General features: G+C 59.4%; 13 protein-coding genes. 5 read left to right on the top strand and 8 right to left on the bottom strand.

Annotation, left to right across the window (positions count from 1 at the left end):
* Positions 1 to 37: 37 nt before the first annotated feature.
* Positions 38 to 628 carry a fasciclin domain-containing protein gene (locus tag RHM68_RS23345; protein ID WP_322219325.1) on the bottom strand — a complete coding sequence of 197 codons (591 nt, stop codon included), beginning with the start codon at positions 626 to 628 and terminating at the stop codon, positions 38 to 40.
* A gap of 296 nt (positions 629 to 924) precedes the next feature.
* Between RHM68_RS23345 and RHM68_RS23340 the strand changes: the two genes are divergently transcribed.
* Positions 925 to 1,476, top strand: coding sequence for a DUF2780 domain-containing protein (locus RHM68_RS23340; RefSeq protein ID WP_322219324.1), 552 nt, complete (start codon positions 925 to 927; stop codon positions 1,474 to 1,476).
* A 4-nt stretch (positions 1,477 to 1,480) separates the two neighbouring features.
* Here the strand turns inward: RHM68_RS23340 and RHM68_RS23335 are convergent, their stop codons facing one another.
* Positions 1,481 to 2,380 carry an acyltransferase gene (locus tag RHM68_RS23335; protein ID WP_322219322.1) on the bottom strand — a complete coding sequence of 300 codons (900 nt, stop codon included), beginning with the start codon at positions 2,378 to 2,380 and terminating at the stop codon, positions 1,481 to 1,483.
* 199 nt (positions 2,381 to 2,579) lie between these two features.
* On the opposite strand from RHM68_RS23335, the gene RHM68_RS23330 reads away from it, so the two are divergent.
* From RHM68_RS23330 to creD, 4 genes are all read left to right on the top strand, one after another.
* Positions 2,580 to 3,086 carry an ATP-dependent zinc protease gene (locus RHM68_RS23330; RefSeq protein WP_322219320.1) on the top strand — a complete coding sequence of 169 codons (507 nt, stop codon included), beginning with the start codon at positions 2,580 to 2,582 and terminating at the stop codon, positions 3,084 to 3,086.
* Between the two features lie 74 nt (positions 3,087 to 3,160).
* Complete coding sequence (creB, locus tag RHM68_RS23325; RefSeq protein WP_322219319.1) at positions 3,161 to 3,841, top strand: two-component system response regulator CreB; 681 nt, start codon at positions 3,161 to 3,163, stop codon at positions 3,839 to 3,841.
* Entirely contained in the window at positions 3,841 to 5,259 is a 1,419-nt protein-coding gene (creC, locus tag RHM68_RS23320) for a two-component system sensor histidine kinase CreC (protein ID WP_322219317.1), read from the top strand. The genes creB and creC overlap by 1 nt, the downstream gene beginning before the upstream one ends.
* Before the next feature lie 91 nt (positions 5,260 to 5,350).
* On the top strand, positions 5,351 to 6,721 hold the full coding sequence (creD, locus tag RHM68_RS23315; protein ID WP_322219315.1) for a cell envelope integrity protein CreD: 1,371 nt from the start codon (positions 5,351 to 5,353) through the stop codon (positions 6,719 to 6,721).
* A 100-nt stretch (positions 6,722 to 6,821) separates the two neighbouring features.
* Here creD and RHM68_RS23310 read toward each other — a convergent pair whose 3' ends face one another.
* The 6 genes from RHM68_RS23310 to RHM68_RS23285 form a co-directional block, all read right to left on the bottom strand.
* Complete coding sequence (locus RHM68_RS23310; protein WP_322219313.1) at positions 6,822 to 7,952, bottom strand: hypothetical protein; 1,131 nt, start codon at positions 7,950 to 7,952, stop codon at positions 6,822 to 6,824.
* On the bottom strand, positions 7,933 to 11,562 hold the full coding sequence (locus tag RHM68_RS23305) for a toxin VasX (protein ID WP_322219311.1): 3,630 nt from the start codon (positions 11,560 to 11,562) through the stop codon (positions 7,933 to 7,935). The genes RHM68_RS23310 and RHM68_RS23305 overlap by 20 nt, the downstream gene beginning before the upstream one ends.
* Positions 11,563 to 11,765: 203 nt before the next feature.
* Complete coding sequence (locus RHM68_RS23300) at positions 11,766 to 12,404, bottom strand: glutathione S-transferase (RefSeq protein WP_322219309.1); 639 nt, start codon at positions 12,402 to 12,404, stop codon at positions 11,766 to 11,768.
* Between the two features lie 114 nt (positions 12,405 to 12,518).
* Positions 12,519 to 13,823: an MFS transporter gene (locus RHM68_RS23295; protein ID WP_322219307.1), complete on the bottom strand. Its 1,305-nt coding sequence runs from the start codon at positions 13,821 to 13,823 to the stop codon at positions 12,519 to 12,521.
* 357 nt (positions 13,824 to 14,180) lie between these two features.
* Positions 14,181 to 14,360 carry a hypothetical protein gene (locus RHM68_RS23290; protein WP_322219306.1) on the bottom strand — a complete coding sequence of 60 codons (180 nt, stop codon included), beginning with the start codon at positions 14,358 to 14,360 and terminating at the stop codon, positions 14,181 to 14,183.
* Positions 14,357 to 15,487 (bottom strand): PepSY-associated TM helix domain-containing protein, encoded by a 1,131-nt coding sequence (locus tag RHM68_RS23285; RefSeq protein ID WP_322219305.1) that lies wholly within the window; start codon positions 15,485 to 15,487, stop codon positions 14,357 to 14,359. Before RHM68_RS23285 ends, RHM68_RS23290 begins: the two co-directional genes overlap by 4 nt.
* Positions 15,488 to 15,511 lie beyond the last annotated feature (24 nt).

Below are 15,511 nucleotides of genomic sequence, written 5' to 3'. Positions count from 1 at the left end.
TAACGCCGACCCTGATGCGCAAGGTCGGCGTTATCACTCATTTAGGCATCAGCACTTTGTCGATGACCTGAATCACGCCGTTGGACTGGTACACGTCGTAGGTGGTGATGTCGGCGACGCCACCTTTCTCATCTTTAAGGGTGATGTTGTGCGGGCCATTCATCATGATCCAGAGTTTGCCGCCAGCGACCGTGGTCAACTCGGCTTTACCGCCACCGGCCTTGATCTTTGCGGTCAGGGCCATCATGTCGAGTTTCCCGGCGACGACGTGGTAGGTCAGGATCTTGGTCAGCGTCGCCTTGTTCTCAGGTTTGAGCAGGGTATCGACGGTGCCGGCTGGCAGGGCGGCGAAGGCCGAGTTGACCGGAGCGAACACGGTGAACGGGCCTTTGCCTTTGAGGGTGTCGACCAGGCCCGCGGCTTTCACGGCGGCTACCAGGGTGGTGTGGTCGGCGGAGTTCACGGCGTTATCGATAATGTCTTTGCTCGGCAGCATGCTTTGGCCGCCGACCATCACGGTGTCGTGGCTCATGTCGGCCGCTTGTGCGGTGTTCAGGGCAAATCCACCGGCAAGGGCCAGGGTCAGCAGGCTGGCAATCAACGGGGTTTTGATCGAAGTGCGTTTCATGGTGATGATCCTTGTTTGGGAGAATCGGCCAGGATTTTCTGTCCGTGCTTGATATACGCAGGGGGGGCTAGACTGGATGCAGCAACAGGAAAGTTTTTTTGACTGGCACTCTCTTTGTGGGGAACTTGCTCGCGATGAGGTCGGCATATTCGATATCGATGCTGTCTAACTGGCAGCCATCGCCTTTAAGCGCGCTGCCACAGGGGGCTGGGAACAATCCTTGGGACCGCCAGTCCAACGGACAGTTTTTTGCCGCCCATCAACGGGCGGTGTTCACGGCTCAAGAGGATGTCTGGATGAAGATTTCACGCGGTTTTGCACTGGCTTCGCTGTTGACCCTGTCGGCAGGGCCAGTCTTCGCAGGCTTCAGCCTGGACGATGTGACCAAAGCGGCTTCGAGTATGCAGGGTGGCAACGCGGCCACTGCTGCTGCACCGACCCCGCAGACAGCGGGGCTGCTTGGCGCTCTGACCTCGCAATTGAATGTCACCCCGCAGCAAGCCGTCGGCGGTACGGGGGCCATGTTGGGGTTGGCGAAGAATCAACTGAGTTCCACCGATTACTCACAACTGGCCAAAAGCGTGCCGGGGCTCGACAAGCTGTCGGGTGGCGGTGAACTGGGCGCGCTCAGTGGCTTGCTCGGCTCGTCCGGCAAATCGGCGGGTCTGGATAACGCGCTGGGTAATGTGAAGAGCACCAGTGACCTGAACAGTGCGTTCGGCGCGCTGGGCATGGACAACGGCATGGTCGGACAGTTTGCCCCGGTGATTCTCAAGTACCTCGGTGACCAGGGCGTCGGCGGCTCGCTTCTGAAAAACCTCGGCGGGATCTGGGGCGCTGGCAGCTAGACCATTAGTCTGCGCAGGCTTGGTGTTCGGCGCGCAATGCGTCGATTCGCTGGTCCTTTTCGATCCAGAGCTGGTTAACCCAGTTCTGGATTTTTTCGCGAAAAACCGGATCGTTTTGGTAATCGCCCTGCCACAGCGCGGGGTCCAGGTCGCGGGTCTGAATGTCGACGATCACGCGCGGCACGCCGCCGCTGATCAAGTCCCAGAACCCCGGAATACGCGTCTGCGGATACACCACCGTTACATCCAGAATCGCATCCAGCTGTTCGCCCATTGCCGCCAGCACAAATGCCACGCCGCCAGCCTTGGGTTTGAGCAGGTGGTTGAACGGTGATGCTTGCCGGGCGCTTTTCGCTGCTGTGAATCGCGTGCCTTCCAAGTAATTGACCACCGTCACTGGCTGGCGTTTGTACAACTGGCACGCCGCTTTGGTGATTGCCAGGTCCTGGCCGGCAAGCTCCGGGTGCCGGGCCAGAAACGCTTGGGTGTAGCGCTTCATGAACGGGTAATCCAGTGCCCACCAGGCCAGGCCCAGGAATGGCACCCAGATCAGCTCCTTCTTGAGGAAGAACTTGAAGAACGGCGTGCGCCGATTCAGGGTCTGGATCAGCGCCGGGATATCGACCCACGATTGGTGGTTGCTGACGACCAGGTATGAGGTGTCACGGCGCAGTTCACCGCCACCGCGAATGTCCCATTGCGTGGGGACGCAGTGGCGCAAGATCAGCTTGTCGATTTCGGCCCAGGTCTGCGCGATCCACATCACGGCCAGCGATGCGTGATCGCGTAAGCGGCCGGGCGAGACCCATTTGAGCAGGGCAAACACCATCAGCGGACCGAACAGGACCAGGGTGTTGAGTAATAGCAGCAGGGTAACGAAACAGCCGGTGAGCAGGCGGCGCATAAGTAACTCTTTAAAGCTTTTGGGCGCGTCATGATAAGCAGCTTCGGGCGGCAGGCCAAATCGACAGCGACGAATGTTTCACTTTTGAACGGTTAACCTGCTGCCATCGATCGTTCCCATGCAGAGCTTGGGAACGATCATCCAGACAACGGTCTAAAATCTCGCGTTCGACGCCCCAATTCCTCAGGAAACCCATCACGTGAAATCCCTCCTTGCACTGCTGACCCTTGTGGCCTTGCCGGTCCTGGCCGCCGAGCCGACCCTTTACGGGCGTTACGAATACATCGCGCTGCCGGAAATTGGCGGTGAAGTGCTCAAGGCCAAGATGGACACCGGTGCCCTGACCGCATCGCTGTCGGCCAAGGACATCGAGACGTTCACCCGTGATGGCGAAGCCTGGGTACGTTTCCGCCTGGGCACCAAGGACGCGAGCAACAAAGTCTACGAACACAAGGTTGCGCGGATTAGCAAAATCAAGAGCCGTGCTGACGAAGGTGATGAAGACAAGGACGTGACCGAGGTCGCGAAGCGCCCGGTAGTCGATCTGGAACTGTGCCTGGGCAACGTCAAGCGCACCGTGGAGGTCAACCTCACCGACCGCAGCAGCTTCAACTATCCGCTGTTGATCGGTGCCAAGGCGTTGCGTGAGTTCGGTGCGGCAGTGAACCCCGCGCGACGCTTCACCGCCGATAAGCCCGCCTGTTAACTTCAAGTGGTCTGATTGACGTGAGGTGAAGCTTGCGCCACCGTTGCGCAACTTAATTACCGGGCTCGGACGCCATGCCTCATATCCTGATTGTCGAAGATGAAGCGGCGATTGCCGACACGTTGATTTTTGCGTTGCAGGGCGAAGGTTTTACCACCACGTGGTTAAGCCTCGGCGCTGCTGCGCTTGAGCATCAACGCCAGACGCCGGCCGACCTGATCATTCTGGATATAGGTCTGCCAGACATCAGCGGCTTCGAGACCTGCAAGCAATTGCGCCGGTTCAGCGAGGTGCCGGTGATTTTTCTCAGTGCCCGCGACAGCGAAATCGACCGGGTGGTGGGCCTGGAGATTGGCGCCGACGATTATGTGGTCAAGCCGTTCAGTCCCCGAGAAGTGGCGGCGCGGGTCCGGGCGATTCTTAAGCGCATGGCGCCCCGCGCCTTAGCCGAAGTGGCCTCGACGTTGTTTCGTATCGACTGTGAACGGGTCCAGATCAGCTATCGCGGCCAAGCGTTGAGCCTGACCCGCCACGAATTCCGCCTCCTGCAATCCTTGCTGGAGCAACCCGAGCGAGTTTTCAGCCGCGAGCAGTTGCTCGAAGCCTTGGGCGTGCCGGCCGATGCCGGGTACGAGCGCAGTATCGATAGCCATATCAAAAGCGTGCGAGCCAAGCTGCGACTGGTCCTGCCCGACGCCGAGCCGATCCAGACCCATCGCGGCCTCGGCTACAGCTACAGCCCGGGGCACAGCTGATGTCACTGGGGATCCGGATTTTTCTGGTCTACGTGCTGTTCATCGGCTTGACCGGTTACTTTGTGCTCAGCACCGTGATGGAAGAAATCCGGCCCGGCGTGCGCCAATCCAGTGAAGAGACGTTGGTGGATACCGCCAACCTGATGGCCGAGATTCTGCGTGAGGAGTTCAAGGCCGGGACGCTCAACGAAAATCACTGGCCGCAGTTGCTCAAGGCTTACGGTGAGCGGCAGCCCAACGCGGACATCTGGGGCCTGCCGAAGAATCAGGTCAGCCATCGTATCTACGTCACGGATGCCAAGGGCATCGTGGTGCTCGACTCCAGCGGCGTGGCGTTGGGCCAGGATTACTCGCGCTGGAACGATGTTTACCTGACCCTGCGTGGCGAATATGGCGCTCGCTCAACCCGTGGCGATCCAAACGATGCGAGCACGTCGGTGATGCACGTGGGCGCGCCGATCCGTGATAACGGCCAGATCATCGGCGTGGTCACGGTGGCCAAACCCAACAGCTCATTGCAACCCTACGTTGATCGCACCGAGCGGCGATTACTCATTTACGGCGCCGGGTTAATCGGCCTCGGTCTGGTGTTCGGCGCGTTGCTGTCCTGGTGGTTGAGCGCAGCGCTGCGGCGCTTGACTGCATATGCTCAAGCGGTCAGTGAAGGTCGACGGGTCGAGGTGCCACATTATCGCGGCGGCGAACTGGAGCAGTTGGCGACAGCGGTCGAACAGATGCGCACGCAACTGCAAGGTAAAGCCTACGTCGAGCGTTACGTCCACACGCTGACGCATGAACTGAAAAGCCCGTTGGCGGCCATTCGTGGTGCGGCGGAGTTGCTGCAAGGTGAGATGCCATTGGCCCAGCAGCAGCGTTTTGTCAGCAACATCGACAGCGAAAGTGCGCGGATGCAGCAGTTGATCGAACGCTTGCTGAACCTCGCTCAGGTTGAGCAGCGTCAAGGGTTGGAGGCGCGAGTAGACGTGCCTTTGGCGGCGTTGGTAGAGACAGTGCTAGAGGCTCAGGCCGCGCGAATCGAGGGCCGGCAGTTGCACGTTGAACGGGCGATTGCATCGGACTTGAGGCTGGTGGGCGAGCCGTTTCTGCTGCGTCAGGCGTTGGGCAATCTGCTGGAAAACGCTCTGGATTTCACCCCGGTTCAGGGGGTGTTGCGCTTCAGTGCCGAGCGAGTCGGGGAGCAGGTTGAGTTCAAGCTGTTCAACCAGGCTGAGGCCATTCCCGACTATGCGCTGCCGCGCTTGAGTGAGCGGTTTTACTCGCTGCCGCGACCGGACACTGGGCGGAAAAGTACCGGCTTAGGGCTTAACTTCGTTGAAGAGGTGGTTAAGTTGCACGGTGGGTCGTTGCGTATTGGCAATGTTCAGGGTGGCGTCGAGGTCACGTTGCATCTGCCTTAGGGCCAAGTCTCCACACACTCTCCACATTCCTCCCATAAAACCCCCACACATCGGCCCCAGACTCGCCCTCATTCGAACAGGGAGAGAACCCATGAACCTTAATCTGACCCTAAAACTCGGGGCGATTGCCCTGCTGATTCTGTTATTGCTGATTCCTTTGATGATGATTAACGGCGTCATCCAGGACCGTCAGCAACTGCGCGATGGCGTGCTTGAAGACATTGCCCGCAGTTCCAGCTTGAGCCAGCAACTGAGTGGCCCGCTGATGGTGGTGCCGTATCGCAAGGTGGTGCGCACTTGGAAGTTCAACGACAAAACCAATGAGCGCTACCAGGAAGTCGGTGAGGAACGCGGTCGTTTGTACTTCCTTCCGGAGCGCTTCGAACTTGATGGCCAGGTTCAGGCGGAGCGGCGCTCTCGTGGCATTTATGAAGCGCGGTTGTTCCACGCCGACAACCGCATCAGCGGCCATTTTTCGATTCCAGAACAACTGGGCATCCGGGAAGACTTTGCTGACTATCAGTTTGACCCGCCGTTTCTGGCGGTTGGCATCAGCGACATTCGTGGCATCGAGAATGCCCTGAAACTGGAACTTGATGGCCAGCAGCTGGACTTCGTGCCGGGTAGCAAGGTCGGTTTCCTGGGGGAAGGCGTGCATGTGAATCTGCCGGCGCTTGACGCGAAAAACGTTACGGAACTGGCCTTCGGTTTCGACCTGCGCCTGCAAGGCACGGGTCAGTTACAAGTGTTGCCAGTGGGCAAGACCAGCAAAGTTTCGTTGGCCGCCAACTGGCCGCACCCCAGCTTTATCGGCAACTACCTGCCGGCCCAGCGTGAAGTCACTGATCAGGGCTTCACCGCCTATTGGCAGACTTCGTTCTTCTCCACCAACCTGCAAGAAGTGTTGAATACGTGTGTCTCCGGCGCTGGCTGTGAAGTGTTCAGAGGTCGTAGCTTTGGCGTGAGCTTCATCGACCCGGTTGACCAGTACCTTAAGACCGATCGTGCGATCAAATATGCATTGCTGTTCATCGTCCTGACCTTTGCCGGTTTCTTCCTCTTTGAAGTGATGAAAAGCCTGGCGGTACACCCGGTGCAATATGGGTTGGTGGGTGTGGCGCTGGCATTCTTCTATCTTTTATTGCTGTCGTTGTCCGAGCACATCGGCTTTGCACGGGCGTATCTGCTGTCGGCGAGCGGTTGTGTGTTGCTGATCGGCTTCTATGTGTGCCACGTACTGCGCAGTGTGCGACACGGTCTGAGTTTTTCGGCGGGATTGGCGGTGTTGTACGGGCTGCTTTATGGCGTGCTGAGCGCCGAGGACTACGCGCTGTTGATGGGCTCGCTGTTGTTGTTCGGGCTGCTCGGTGTGTTTATGGTGCTGACCCGCAAACTGGACTGGTACGGGGTCGGGCAGAAGGCGACCCGGCCATTGGCGTTTGATATTGGAGCGGTGGCATGAGCCGGTCGCTGGGGTTGCGTGACGATCAGCGGGAAGGAGAGGCGTTGGCGACACTGATTTCTGGATTGTTTCCTGCACGCAGGTATCCAGAAAAAACACTTCATGCACGTCGCTTATTCGTCAGGTTCAATCGCTGTACTTCAGCAAAAATCTCAGTAATCGGCCGGCGCGGTTGACGTTTGTGCAGGGTCCGGACCTGTTCGCTCATGCGCAGCAGTTCTTCACTTGGCTTGGCCCATTGCGCCTTGGGCAACGGCTCCGACCATTGCTGCATGACTTCGGGCAACGTCTGTTGGCCCATGGCTTTGATGCGACGGATTTCCCATTCGGTGAGGTGGTTGGGGATCGTCCACAGGGTCATCACGTGGTACAGGTACCAGAAAAATCCCGAAATCCGGTTACGTGAACCGTCGCGGATTTGCTGGTGCATGCGGGCGCGGGCGTTGTGAAAGGTGTGCAGGCCTTCGTGGGGTGGGTCGTCGGGGCCTTGCAGGTCTAGCGGGTCCTGGATGGATTTGAGGTCGTTGACTTCGTATTCCATGTAGCCGCGAATCGCTTCCCAGTAGCTGATCGCGAGGGGCAGACCGGCGCAGCGGAATTCGACGCTGGTGAGGATTTCGCCGTGCTGGAAACCGATGCCCATGCCGTATTGGCGCTGGATGCCGTGCTGGGTGACGCCTTGGGCTTCAATGACCCAGGCGCTGAGGGATTCCCAAGGCACGAAGAGTGGCTCGGTGGCGTCTTCGGGCATGAAGCAGACTTCACGGCGTTGACGGTTGAAGCGGGTGGGGATGATCTCGGCGCGTCGGTTGTGGTTGTGGAGCCAGACGCAGAGGCCGATGAAGAGGGCGAGCAGGCTCGTTTGTATAGCCAGCCCGTAGGCCTCATGGAAGATTCCTTCTATGGCATGAGAGATATCGTCCCAACCCATCCCGAACAAAAAAAACATGAATCCGCCAATAAGCGGGAATAGAAAAGCAACCATAAATGCAAGGGTTAATGGCCCACCTAAAATGACCTGCCATGAGAACACCTCCGGCGACCCTAGCCCGAAGTCCATATACACCTCATTCAATTCCCCGATATGAGGACCACTGGGCGGCATCGGCGTAGGCAGCGGCAACGGGGCGAGGTAGGTGATCTTCCCGCTGGGAAAGGGTTCTATATCCCCGGCTTTGCGCGATTGCTCAAGGTGCGGTGCCGGCACGGATTTATCCAGGTTGTTGCGCATGGTCGACCGACTCCAGCAAATGGGTTTCAACCAGCAACACCGGAGGATGCTCGGTGACGGTGTTGCGCGGCAGCGAAGGAAAGCGGCCTTCACCCCGAGGATTAAGGTGAATGATGTGGGTGCGGGAGATCCACTGTCCTTGGGCATTCAATACTTGCACGCACACCGCCAGTTCCAGTGTCTCGACCGCGGGGGCCATTGGCGCATTGTGGTTCAGCGCAGAGTGCAGGCATAAAATCAGCGGGTCTGCCTGCACGATTTTCAGGCTGTCGGTCACTTCAGCACTGATCACATCCTTGCGCTCATGGGCGCTACCGCGGCTGTCGAGTGGGCGGTAAAGCCGATGGGCACCGATGCCCAGACGGTGCGAGGGGTTACCACTTAATGGGGGCTGGAAGTCGCTTAGTTTCACTCCCGGCAACGCCAGATGAATATCGCTGGGTTTGGCGCGCAAAAACAGGTTCTTCAGCAAGGAGTCATGCTTGATCACACCAAGGTGGGCCGTAGGCGCGTGAAGTAACTCACCGAGGTAACGTTGGTACTGATCCAGGGTGTAGTTGCCGCGCTCGTCGGTGTCCAGGCTCCACGGCGTGGTTTTGAGCCATTTGTCGTGGGCGCTGATGTTGTAGCGGTTGAACAGCCAACTGCCGCCCAGTTCCAGTACGGTGAACAAGGCCCCGGCCAGATTGACCCGGAAAAATACAGTGGAGAGGCGTGTGCCGGCGGCGGCCCAGGCGGCTGTTCGTGCTGCCGCACTGCCGGCAGTCATCACTTTAAAACTGGCATGCACGGTATGACTGAGGCCATAGGTGTTAACCGTCACCATGCCGCTGGCACCCACGGTGGCAAGAGCCGCGCTGTTTTGGGCTGCGCGGTTGCCGCTGCGCGTTGCTTGCTGCCAATTCTGGTGTTGGGTATTGAGGCTGGACAATGAAGATACAAGACCAAGACCGTAGGTAAAGAAGCCCAGCCCGATATGCATCTTCCCCATCTGCACATGCACACTCTCCAGGGCGTGATGTTGAGCGGCCCGCACAAGCGTATCTCCGCGTGCCTTCAGTGCGGTATCGGCCAAGCTCTGTGCTGCGGTAAATCCCGCTGCACCGGTAGCGGTGAGGGCGTTGATAACGGGCCCCCATACCCGCTCGTCTCTGGATTGATTCACTAGGGTCCTTATAGCCACCACTAAATTCACCACCTGCGCCAAAAACACCAACAACCCAACCCCTTCGCTCTTGATCAGGTCTGCCTTCGGCACGCTGTGAATCCCCTGCCGAATGTTCGTCAGCAAACTCCTTACCTCCTGCTGCTGCGCGGGTGGAAACACCACCGTCACCCCGGCCCGAGCCGGTGTGGCGCCGTAGGTGCGTACCGACTGATCCGGCAGTTCCGCAATCGGGCTCAATGCCCCCGCCAGTCGGCCCTCCAGTTGAGTCAACTGTGCCCGTACCCGAACGATTTCAGTCTGCAACTCAACCGCGCGCTGGGTTTTGTGCCCCGGCAGGTTTTTGTTATGGGTGAGCTGGTTGCGTTCACGGGTCAGGGTTTTGAGGTAGGCGCGCTCGCTGAGCACGTCCTTGATGTCTGATTGCAGCGCCGTGTGTTCGCCCGGTGTGGCCAGGGTGAACGTCACGCCGGTGGTTTTCGCCGCATCGAGTATCCGCGCCGGCAACGCTTTGGGCAGATGGCGGAACAGTTCGTCGAGGTCGGGGATTTTGCCACCCGCCAGGTCGAAACCTTCCAGTGCGCGGCTCAGGCCCAGGTTGAGCGCCGGGCTGTAGCTGTGTTGCACCGCGTCGGCCATGGCGCGGGTGTGTTCGGGCATATCGTCGAGGGCCGGCAGGTGCGGTTGTTCGATTTTTTGCAGGGTTTGCAACCAGTCTGGCAGCTTGCTGTACAGGCCGGTCCCCGCATTGGAGAGCAGGCTGTATTGCACCAGCAGCTCAGACCGCACGCGCAGCGGCAAGGTGTAAAACGCAGGCCGGGCCAACTCCGGGTGTTTTTCCAGATAGCCCAGCATCTTTTCACTGGCATGGTCGCTGCGGCAAATGTCGTTGAGACAGGCGTATTCGGCCGCGAAAACCTCGGCCAATTGCTGCGGTTCATGCGCGTCGTAGTACCAGGCCGAGCGGTGGTAGCGACCGGCACACACCAGCGTTGTGCGGTCGTCGGTGATGCGCTCAAGCAGGCGATTCCAGCGGCTGACGTCAGCGCGGTGCTGAAACAGCTCACTGTCCATGGCCGGGCGGTCGATGAAATCGTTGACCCCGCGTTTGCCCGTGAACGTGGAGCCTTCGATCACGTCCTTAATGCGTTTGTTTTGCTCCTTGCCGAGTTTGATCAGGGTTTTGAGGTGCCGCTCAACGAAGTCGGCGGGCGCCATCGAAAAGTGCTGGCGGGTGTAGTAACCGCGGTCCGCGCTCTCAACGGCGAGCCTTTGTGCGATGAAGTCTGGCGTACTCCCCTGATACTTGAGCATCTCCCGGACGTCGACTTGGGCTTGCTTACGCAACTGCACCAGTTCCGGTGGGGCTGGCCCCTCGGCTGGCTCGACCTTGCCGCCCTTGTTCAGGTAATCCAGCAAGGCGTTGCGTGTGCGTTCCTGAGTGGGCTCAGGTAACTGTTGCAGATCGACAAGCAGGGCATTGACCGTCGGGTCGTCGCTGACTTCGCCCAGTTTTTCAACATCCGCCGGGCTGAGCTGGCTCAGGGATTCGATGTAGCACGCCAGCAAATAATTACGCTCGTTGTGCTCGGCATTGCTCCAGGCGTCGACCCAACCGACCACGGTGTTTTGATAGTCGGCCAGGTCGCGCAACACACCGAGGTCATCCTGGACCACCAGGAACAGCGTGTCGTCCTGATACGCCGGGCGCACCCGTCCGAGAAACTCGCCGATGTGCGCTTCGCGAAAGCGTCGCGGCTGCTCCCACAGGTACGGTTCGCGTTCGTGCTCGGGGGCATTGTTGACGTGTACCGTCGGCAATAGAACGGCGTCCGGTGGCGAGTTGGCTTGCAGCTCGGCGCGCTCTTTTTCGGCTTGAGCCTGCTGCGCCGGGACCGTCGCAATTTCTGCCAGCCACTGCTTGCCTTGCGCCACCGTCAGCAAATGCTCGCCACCGGTTTCGCAGTTCACCGGGCCAAGATCGACGGCCTGCATAAAGTGCTCGCGCTCCTCGCGGCTGTCGATCACTTGCGCGCATTTGGCGGCGGTCCACTGCACCTCGGCGAAACTGACGTGCAAGGTGCTGCGCCTTGAAAAAATCAGCGCCGGGCGCTCCTCGATGGCCGTGCGCTGATCGCCATCGACCTTGGCGCCCTTGTGCAGCAAGGCGCTGACCAGTCCGTTGAGCACCCGATACTCGTTCAGGTGGCCGGTGACGCTGTCGATCACGTACAGCCAGCCATCGCGCAGCATACGAATGCCCAGCGGCCGGGTTTGAAGGGCGTAGGGCAATTTCAGATCAGCACTGGGATCGACGGTTTCTTCTACCAGTGCGTAGCGTAAAGGCAGAAGTTGCACGTGGGTTTGGCGCAACGGGCAGGCACCGAGCGAGCCGAAGGGCGTCTTGGAGGCTGCGGCGGCGGCGAGGTTGGCGGGTGACGTCATGGACGCCACCCTTCGAACTTGAATCGGACAACCTGCAGATTAACGGCGCTGAACATTCCCTTAGCCCTATGCCTTGATGGAGGCATAGGACTGTGCGTGGATCGAGAGAGGGGCGCAGTCAGGCAAATCGATATTTGGTGTAGGACGTGTCCGTTAAGTCGGATCGCTGTCGAAGGCTAAAAGGTGAGTACCGCCTGTGAAGTTTAAATCCTGGGTACCGTCGCCAACATCGAGGGCCGCTGACTCACCTCGGAAAACCACGCGGCCAGTGTCGGATTGACCTCGCGCCATGCCAAATCGGCATGGCGTAAATCCAGATAACCCAAGGCACAGGCCACACTGATCGCCGCCACGTCAAAATGGCTGCTCAGCTCGGCTATCGCCTCGGCTTCGAACAGCGCCAGGACGCGGCGGATTTTGTCGCGCTGGGCATCAAGCCACTGTTGCCATTGTTTCTCCGGGGCGCGCAGCGCTTGTTCGTAACGAATCATCACCGCTGCATCCATGATCCCATCGGCCAGTGAGGCCAGGGTCAGACGACGCCAGCGGGCAGGACCGTCGCGAGGAATCAGCGGGTTACCGACGTGCTGGTGATCGAGATAGTCGAGGATCACCCGACTGTCGTGGATCACGCTACCGTCGGCCAGGCGCAGGGCCGGGATCTTGCCCAGTGGGTTGTCTTCGTTAAGCGTAAGGTCTGGGCTGACCGGGCTGACCGGGCTGAGTTGGCTGGCTTGCAGCGCCACGCGGTCTGTTTGACCGGTCTCATGGAGCAGCACCATCACTTTACGCACGAAGGGCGAGGCGGGATTGTGGAACAGGGTCATGCTCGGAGTGGACATGGCAACGTCTCGGTCAAAGGAAGTGCCGGGCAGCATAGCGCGTTGGCTCAATTGCTCAAGATCAGAAACCGTGCGGGAGCGAGCAGGCTCGCTCCCGCAGGGCCTTCTTCAGGTTCAGGCAGTGGGTTGCAGGTTCTGCGGTTCAGCTTGCGGACCTGGAACTGTCTGTTGCGGCTTGAGTTCGCGGGCCACCGTCCAGACGATGAACGCTGCGACGATGTCGAAAATCGCCAGCACCACGAACAGAGGGCTGTAGCCGATTTTGGTCACCATTACACCGAATACCAAGGTGAAGGCCGCTGCACCGAGGTAGCCGAACATACCGCCCATGCCGGTGGCGGTGGCCACTTCGTTTTTACCGAAGGAGTCCGAGGTGATCGCGTACAACGCGCCGGACAACGTCTGGTGCGCAAAACCGCCGATGCACAGCAGGGCAATCGCCGTGTAAGGACTGGCTACCAGGCCGATGCAGGCCGGGCCAATCATGCAGGACGCCCCGAACAGCAGCACCAATTTGCGTGAAGTGAACAGTGAGACGTTGCAGTGTTTGTGAAAGAACGGGCTCAGGTAGCCGCCCAAGATGCAGCCCAGGTCGGCGGCCAGAAACGGCAGCCAGGCGAACATCGCAATCTCTTTGATGTTCATGTGCCGTTCGGTCATCAGGTACAGCGGGATCCACGCGTTGAAGGTCTGCCAGGCTGGCTCGGAGAGCATCCGCGCACTGGCAATGGCGTAGAAGTTGCGGCTGCCAATGATCTTCTTCCAGCTACCTTTTTTCGAGATCGGATCTTTGAAGTGGTCTTCCTGGCCGCTGAGAATGTAATCGCGTTCGGCGTCGCTCAGGCGTTTTTGGTCACGTGGGTGTTTGTAGAGGACCAGCCACAGAAACGTCCACGCAATGCCCAAGGCTCCGACGATCAGAAATGCCAGCTCCCAGCCACTGTTCAAAATGGCCCAGACCACCAGCGGCGGCGCGAGCAGTGCGCCAATCGAAGAGCCGATGTTGAACCAGCCGATGGCCACCGAACGTTCCTTGGCCGGGAACCATTCGGTGGACGCCTTGACGGCTGCTGGCAGGCCCGCCGCTTCCGTCAGGCCGAGCAGCCCACGAACAACAGCAAGCCCTTGCCAGCCGGATGCCAACGCGGCAGCCGCGCAGGCAATCGACCAGGCGAAGGCGAAAATCGCGAAGCCCATTTTGGTGCCGATGGCATCAATGATGTAGCCGGCCACCGGTTGCATCAGTGCGTAGCAAACCTGCCACGCCACCACGATGTGCGAATACTGCTCGGTGGAGATATTCATTTCGCTCATCAGGGTCGGCGCGGCCACTGACAAGGTATTGCGAGCCAGGTAGTTGACCATCAGACCAGCCGTGACCAGGCCGACCATCCACCAGCGGATGCCTTTGATTTTCATCACTTCACCATTATTTTTGGATTATTTGGTGTCGCATTCCATGCCGCACGGAGTTGAGTCCGTCCGGTGACGCGGTTAGTCCGGGATCGAACGAGTGTTGCTTAAGGGGACGCAAGAGGGAGTTGTAGCGGAGGTCTTTCGAAGGTCGGTCATTTTGCCTGTCACTCTTTGAATTATTGTTATGGCTGTCGAGCGGCGTTGTTGTAGGTCGTCGTACAACATGCGCCTTTATAGGAGTGTCTGGATAAAGTTGTCAACAGATATGTCAGAAGCGCAGAGGGTTGAAGCGACAGGCGGGGCGGGTTGTCGTCGTATGACTGGCGTTATTTGAGCCGGTGCAGGGCTCAACGACCGGTGTTAGCGACGTTGCAGTAACCCGCGCAAGGCCACCGCGGCGGGGATGCCCAGGCCAAGCCAGCTCAAGGCATCCCACATGCCGTCCCCCAACAGTGCCGAGAACAATCCCGCCGCGCTGAACAGGGCAATCACCGTTGGGAGGGTGAAGACTTTCCAGAAATTCGATGACCTCGGTCTCATGGGCGTGTCTCCGCTTTTTTGCGGGCTGGTTTGGCCGTTTTGCGCCGCACTAGCCACAGGTAAACGCCGCTGCCAAGCACGATGATCAGCAGCAGATCCAGGGCCGCCCAGAGGATTTTCATCGGCATGGCGCCGTAATCACCGAAGTGCAGCGGTTGCGACATGCCCATGACGTCCATGTACCAAGGCCTTTGGGCCACGGCGGTGACGTGCAGGGTGCTGGCGTCGATCAGTACCGGCGTCAGCAGGTGTGACGTCAGGTGCGTGCTGCCTTTCATGAACACGGCGTAATGGTGTTCGCTGGAGAACCGTGTGCCGGGGAAGGCTATGAAGTCAGGCTGCATGCCCGGCGCGACGGCTTTGGCGATGTCGAGCAGTCGCGTGGCGGGCGCCAGTTGCGACAGCGGCGGGGCATCCCGGTAGGGTGCGACCATCGCACTCAGGCTGTCGGTACGCCACGCGGCGATCAGTAAGTCGGTGCAGGCGCTGATCACGCCGGTCACGCCCACCACCAACGCCCACGTCAGCGTCACTATGCCAATCAGGTTGTGCAGGTCGAGCCAGCGCAGACGCGTTGATTTATCTCGGCGCACGGTCGCGAAATTCAAGCGGCGCATGAACGGTAGGTACAGCACCGTCCCGGAAACCAGGGCGACGACAAACATCAGGCCCATGAACGCCAGCAATAACTTGCCCGGCAGGCCCGCGAACATGTCCACGTGCAGGCGCAACATGACCATCATCAGCCCGCCGTTGGCCGAAGGCATCTCCAATGCTTCGCCGGTGCGAGCGTCGAGCATGAACGTATGGGATGAGTTCGGTTCGGTGCCGGCGGTGGGCGCCATGATCGTGACGACCCCGTTGGGCTCTTCGTCCTCCCAGCCGAAATACTGCATGACCTCGCCTGGACGATGTTTTTCCGCCGCCCGCACTAACTGCTGCAAATCGAGCTGCGGGGTGTTGGCCGGCATCTGCTTCAGTTCGGCCGCATCGCCCAGCAAGTGGTCGATCTCGTGGTGGAAGATCAGCGGCAGGCCGGTCAGCGCCAGCATCAGCAGGAATACGGTGCAGACCAGGCTGGTCCAGGTGTGGACGAAGGACCAGCGGCGCAGGGTTGTACTTTTCATTTGATGGCCTTCAGAAATACCCCG

Source organism: Pseudomonas sp. DC1.2, assembly GCF_034351645.1.
In the GTDB taxonomy this organism is placed as follows: domain Bacteria; phylum Pseudomonadota; class Gammaproteobacteria; order Pseudomonadales; family Pseudomonadaceae; genus Aquipseudomonas.
This window is presented reverse-complemented; position numbering and strand designations above follow the sequence as displayed.

What these genes read in the sequence shown, in the direction of transcription:
- RHM68_RS23345 (WP_322219325.1), bottom strand. Translation starts at nt 628, where the DNA reads ATGAAACGCACTTCGATCAAAACCCCGTTGATTGCCAGCCTGCTGACC.
- RHM68_RS23340 (WP_322219324.1), top strand. Translation starts at nt 925, where the DNA reads ATGAAGATTTCACGCGGTTTTGCACTGGCTTCGCTGTTGACCCTGTCG.
- RHM68_RS23335 (WP_322219322.1), bottom strand. Translation starts at nt 2,380, where the DNA reads ATGCGCCGCCTGCTCACCGGCTGTTTCGTTACCCTGCTGCTATTACTC.
- creB (WP_322219319.1), top strand. Translation starts at nt 3,161, where the DNA reads ATGCCTCATATCCTGATTGTCGAAGATGAAGCGGCGATTGCCGACACG.
- creC (WP_322219317.1), top strand. Translation starts at nt 3,841, where the DNA reads ATGTCACTGGGGATCCGGATTTTTCTGGTCTACGTGCTGTTCATCGGC.
- creD (WP_322219315.1), top strand. Translation starts at nt 5,351, where the DNA reads ATGAACCTTAATCTGACCCTAAAACTCGGGGCGATTGCCCTGCTGATT.
- RHM68_RS23310 (WP_322219313.1), bottom strand. Translation starts at nt 7,952, where the DNA reads ATGCGCAACAACCTGGATAAATCCGTGCCGGCACCGCACCTTGAGCAA.
- RHM68_RS23305 (WP_322219311.1), bottom strand. Translation starts at nt 11,562, where the DNA reads ATGACGTCACCCGCCAACCTCGCCGCCGCCGCAGCCTCCAAGACGCCC.
- RHM68_RS23300 (WP_322219309.1), bottom strand. Translation starts at nt 12,404, where the DNA reads ATGTCCACTCCGAGCATGACCCTGTTCCACAATCCCGCCTCGCCCTTC.
- RHM68_RS23295 (WP_322219307.1), bottom strand. Translation starts at nt 13,823, where the DNA reads ATGAAAATCAAAGGCATCCGCTGGTGGATGGTCGGCCTGGTCACGGCT.
- RHM68_RS23290 (WP_322219306.1), bottom strand. Translation starts at nt 14,360, where the DNA reads ATGAGACCGAGGTCATCGAATTTCTGGAAAGTCTTCACCCTCCCAACG.
- RHM68_RS23285 (WP_322219305.1), bottom strand. Translation starts at nt 15,487, where the DNA reads ATGAAAAGTACAACCCTGCGCCGCTGGTCCTTCGTCCACACCTGGACC.